Origin of the sequence: Streptomyces sp. YS-3, from assembly GCF_045257485.1 — a bacterium.
In the GTDB taxonomy this organism is placed as follows: Bacteria; Actinomycetota; Actinomycetes; order Streptomycetales; family Streptomycetaceae; genus Streptomyces.
In genome coordinates this window covers 1-5,542 of the sequence record NZ_JBJHPC010000481.1, presented here as the reverse complement: position 1 = coordinate 5,542, position 5,542 = coordinate 1, and the positions used below count along the sequence as shown (strand labels likewise).

1 protein-coding gene is annotated in these 5,542 nt (G+C 63.5%); it reads left to right on the top strand.

Annotation, left to right across the window (positions count from 1 at the left end; genetic code table 11):
• Positions 1-142: 142 nt before the first annotated feature.
• Entirely contained in the window at positions 143-5,248 is a 5,106-nt protein-coding gene (locus tag ACJA3G_RS28695) for a hypothetical protein (protein WP_406555947.1), read from the top strand.
• The last annotated feature ends 294 nt before the right edge of the window (positions 5,249-5,542 follow it).

Sequence of the window (5,542 nt, the reverse complement as noted above, 5' to 3'; positions counted from 1 at the left end):
GCCCGGACAGCCCTCCCAGACCATCGCCACCGCGAGCGATACGGACGCCGCGTCCTCCCCCTCCTCTTCCTCCGCCGAATCCACGTCCGCCCAGCCGTCGCAGAGCACTCCGGAGAACGCGCCTACGGTGTCCACGGACGACATGTCATCCGTCTCCCCGACGCCGGACCAGTCAAGTGTCCTCACAGTCAGCGAAGGCAGCATCGACGAGGACTCGGACGACGACACCGAGCTTGAGTTCCTCGATGTGGGGCCTCCGTCCGGGAGCGACGGGCCTGCCGCCGGGCCGATCGACCAGCGCACGAGCAGCGCCGGTCACGAAGTGACGACCGCCGTCACCGCGCCTCCCCCGGCTGCGGCCTGGCAGAGCGCCACCTCGCCGTCCCACGGATCCGAAGCAGCGGCGGCTCCCGCCCCCGAGTCCCCGACCTCGTCCTGGCCCACTTCCCGCGCCCCCGCCGACACGAACTCCCGCGACACCGTCGCCTCGCCGCGCACCTCGGGCGAGCGAGTCCCGCGCCCCATCAGCCCCGACGAGATGCGGGTGTTCCACGACACGCGCACGGCCGAAGTGAACACCGAGCGCTTCGACCCGAAGGCGCAGCAGGAGGGGTTGCGCGACGGGAGGCTGGTGGGTGCCGACGGGCGGCTGAACGGCTCGTGGACGCAGATCCGCCACCATGTGCGCCGGGGCCGCCTGCCCGACGGCCGGACAGTGCGCCAGTTCTTCGTCACGCTGCCGTTCAAACTGATGGACGGTCTGTCCCCGGCCGACCTCACCCAGCTCCAGTCACGGGTCCAGAACGCCTTGGACACGCATGTCAACGTCGGCTACAAACTCCCGGATTCGGGCGACCAGTTGCACGTCACTGCCACGTTCCTGGAGCGCCCCGACCATGGTGAGAAGGTCACGCTCACGGCCACGACGCCCGCCGAGGGAACCGACCAGGACCACTGGGGCGTACGGGACCACGACGGCGTCCTGGTCCATGAGGTCCTGCACTACCTCGGGCTTTCGGACGAGTACTCCGACGCCGCAAAGAAGGCCGAGGACCGGCACCTCTTCCGACGGCACGACGACGCGAGCGGGGTCCGTACCGAGGGTCTGATGGCCGACGCACTGCTGACCGACCTGGCGGACCTTCCGAAGGACTACCTCTCCACCATCGAGAAGGTCAGCGACACCGCGGTCATTCCGCTGCACACCGCTCCCGAGACGGCTTCCGCCGCGACCACCGGCCCGCACAACCCCTCTGTAGTCGGCAGGCTCCCCTCGAACGACGGCCAGGACCGGCAAGCCCCGACGAGCGCCGCTGCCGGGGCCACGCCCAAGTGGGCGAAGGCACCCGCGGCCGGACCGAAACTGCTCAAGCACCCGAGCCACGCTTCAGGCGACATGTTCTCCGTCGCCGCTTTCCTCGTCGGCGATCCGGACCTGACCGTTTTTGTCACCTATGACGCGGACCCAAAGTCCTTTGCGCATGCCACAAAGATCCAGAAGTTCTACACGGATGCCGGGATAGAGCAGAGGCGCGTGCCTCTCGTCGCCTCCGGTGATTTCAAGGACCTCCGCAACGCCTTCTACCAGGAGCAGGGGGTGGCCAAAAAGGACCAGAAGCCTCTGGACCTCAACCAGGCCACCTACTTCGTGGCCCGGGAGTTCACGCAGGAGCTCCGGAACAATATCCGGGACCACTGGAAGGTTAATTGGAGCGAGGGCGAACCGGGCATCACAGCGGCGGACGATGTCTGGGGATCCCCCGAGATAGAGCAGTGGCTCGCCTCGCAGAACCTGACCCTGGAAAAGGATGACAAGGTCGCGGTTCTCTGGACACGCTTCAGCGGGAAGAACAGCGAGGTGCACATCGAACACGACACAAGCTACTTCGGAATCTCGCAAATCATTTCACAACTCGGTGACTTCAAGGCCGTACTGCTCGTCGGCGACTCGGGGTACCCGAACAAGGAAAACGTCCAGGGGTTTCGCGACGCCGGGAGTGAAGACGAGCCGCACCGGGCCAAGCAGGATGGGAACTCGAAGTTCGACGCGATCGCCACCTTCTTCAACGAGGGAAAGGGCGAACTGCCGGAAGACGGTCTGATCGAGAAAGTCGAAGGGTTCTCCGCACAAGTACTCAATCTCACCGAATTTTGGGGGAAAGAATCGGTTGTGCGGCTCAGGGGAAACGGGCGCCTCGCCCAGTTCCGTCTCTTCGAGCATCTGCACCGCAACTCCACCGCCCGTCACCTCGGATTTCGCAGTGGCAACCTGGAAGCCATGGCCCTGATGGGCTACCCGGTCAGCTACCTCGAAGAGCCCAACAGCGCGGTGGGCGGCGAGCGTATGGCCACCTGGCACGACACCGGCTACACGAAGCCCTCAAGACCTGCCAATTGGCTGGACCCGGGATACCGTCGCATCATATCCAGTCAGCCTCCCACGCGATCGGGTCAGTACCAGAAGGAGCTGCCTGACGAAGAGAGGACAGGGGCGCAGAAGCACGCCGCCTGGCACAAGGACTCCAACAGTGCAAAGCATCTCCCCAACGCGTCCCGTATCAAGGGATTCCGGTCGGAAGATCTGTCCTCCATCACGACCTTCCTGCGCACGGGTGATCCCGGACAGGATCTGCCGCCGGGTCTCAAGGAAGTCATGACCGGGCTCGATGAAAAGGCGTTTCCGCACCTGGACACCCTGAGCAAGGGGAACCCGAACTCGGCGCTCAGAGAGGTGAAGAACAAATTCGACAAGCTGTTCTCCTCCAGCCAGGGCTATACGCACGAGCAGATCTTGCGTGCCCGAAACCTCTACGCCCAACCCATTGCCCACTTCCTCACCCCGCCGGAAGGACTCTCCGAAAGGCCGTCGGACGATCGTCTGTCCAGCAGTAATTCCTTCACAGGGCCGAGCAGCGCATCACCCGTCCACCAGCCCCAGGGCCAAACCCCCCACGCGGAAGGCAGCACTCCCGAACAGCCCTCCCCTACCTCCGAACAGTCCTCCGTCGCCCAACTCGAGGCCGACGCCATCGCTGCCGAACAACGGCACCAACAGGCTCAAAGGGAACTCGCCACAGCCACCCGGACCGCGCAGACCCTGCGCGCCGCACATGACCTGAGCCAGGCGTCGGCGTCGACGTCGGCAGACGCTTCGCAGAGTCAGGGAACCTCCTCGCAGGCACATGTGAAGGTCCCCTACACCTTGCTCAGCGCCCAGGAGCAACTGACATCGCTGGGCATCACCGAGTCAGCCTGGAACCAACTCATCGACAGCGCGTCCGACCACGCCAAAACCCACGACGTCAGCTCGCTCGTCAGGCAGCTCACGGACACCCTCACCGCCGGCACGGTCCAAGGCAGGGCGCTACAAGCAGGGCGCCTCACCACGGAAATGAACGTCAGTTACAACAAGCCCCATACCAACGAGCGGACAGAGCAGTCACTGAGACACCTTTCCGTTCTCCTCATGAACTGCATCGAGCATCTGCAAAGCCGATTGACTGAGCAGAGCGATCAGCCGTCCTCCGCCTCGCAACAACCGGTGGACGAGCACGAGACGGGGAACGAGGCGGACGACGAACTCACGCTTGCCCCTGCCGAAGAAGACTCCAGCGCCTCCTCGGCACCGAAGAAGAAGCAGAAGCGCGAGCAGGAGGTGCAGGCAGCCGTACTCAACAACCGGTTGGTCTTCGCCACCAACCACAACCGATCCATCGAGTTGCTCATGCAGTTCGCCCAAGGAGGCGGCGACGAGACGGGCGCCCCGCGCAACTTCAAGGACATTCTGAACCTCCAGACCATCGAAAAGATCTCTTACGAAAACCTCGCCGACGGAACGGGATCCGACCACCACCGTCTCTACCGAAGCGAGAATGCTCGAATCAAGACCAACAAGAGGCTTGCAGAACCAAGTCAGCAGAACCGTACTATCACCGCTCTGAGCAGTCACCTCGACCAGGATATGCCTTTTACCCGGGTGGACCTCAAAACTGCTTCCGCCGGCGAACTCAAGGATCTCCTCACTTCGCCCGACAAACAGGGCTCAGTGATCTTGTTGCAGAACACGGAAGGTGACAACCCTTCGCTCGATCGCCCCATCCATGCCGAGCAGAAGATTCTTCAGCTCCTCCACAAAGCGGACCTGCACCCTTCCGACGTCGACGGGTCTGTGGCCATTCGGGGCAAAAAACGGCCGTGCTTCTCGTGCTGGACTGCGCTCCACACCTTCCGCACTGTCCCCCTGTCGTACAACGACCACCCGGGGCGCTTCTGGAAGGAACCCACCGACACCATCGCCAAGCATCTGCCTCATCTTTTCCATGAGATGTACCCCGCCAACGACGGCAATGGCGCTCCTGTACTCCTCGACACCATCACGCAGAAGCTCGCAGACCGCATGTACGCGACCGCACACTTCACGGTCATACCGCCGGAGGGTGCCCTGCGGAATGACGCGGGGGCGCCGTACACGCGGAGGGCGGCGGTGCCCGACAGCCAGGGAGGAATGAAATTCAACGTACCCGGCGCCATGGGCGGCTGGGAGACCGGATCGGACAGCGACGTCGAGGCGGGCGACGCACTCACCTCGGCCATGGCCCAGATCGCGCTCACGGAGCCGCGTCGCCAAGAAAGGGTTCCCGGCGGTGAACTGTCCGGAGAGGACGAGGGCGTCACAGTGACCTTGCCCCCTGAGCTCACTCAGGACCAGCAGGCAGCCTTCACTGAATTGATGCCCGACAAGGACAGGACAATCAGAGAGACCCGCGCGGAGAAGCGCACGGAGCACGCAAGGTACGCCGGGGTGACCATCGAACACGCGTTGCGACTCATCGAAACAGGCGAGGCATCCCAGGCAGCCGTAGCGAAATTCCTCAACATCAGCGAGGCTGCCGTCGACAGATTCAGGAAGCGCGAAAGGGAAACATTGGGTTCCTATGCGCCGGATGCCAGTGCACGCGACGCAAAAACCGAGCTGATCGAGGCAAGAGATGAGTTCATGCAGGATGTACTGCCGGGACTGATGAAGCAGAAGAAGCGCAGGACGGACGGGCCGGAGGAAGCGCTCACACTCCCCGGACCGAAGGCATCCAAAGGGCCCGAAATATGGACAGAGAGACTCCGCGACGCCTTCCTTCGCGCCCTGAACGATAAACACACGCATTCGGAGATCTCCGAATGGCTGCAGGTGCCGATAAAGAACATCAGCAACTGGAAGAAGCACTACGCCAGAACTCGCGATACCCCATAACCAATGATTTCCTGGCCCGCCGACCCAGGCCATTGGATTCCAGAAAGGCCGTTCCCGTAAACATATCGCCGGAAGTGCTCGCCCTCGCCACCGAGGTCGCTGAACGCGACGTGAGACGCAAGCGCAAAGATCTTGAGCGTGCTGCCTCGGAGTTGAGCACGGCTCGCCGTGCGTTGCGTTCTCACGATGGTGAGCCCGCCCCCTCCACCAGGCCTGCGGCTCCATCCGGATCCTCCCTCTCCGACATGGCCCTGAACATCCTCACCGGGGCGCCGGCACCCGCCACGCCCCCAC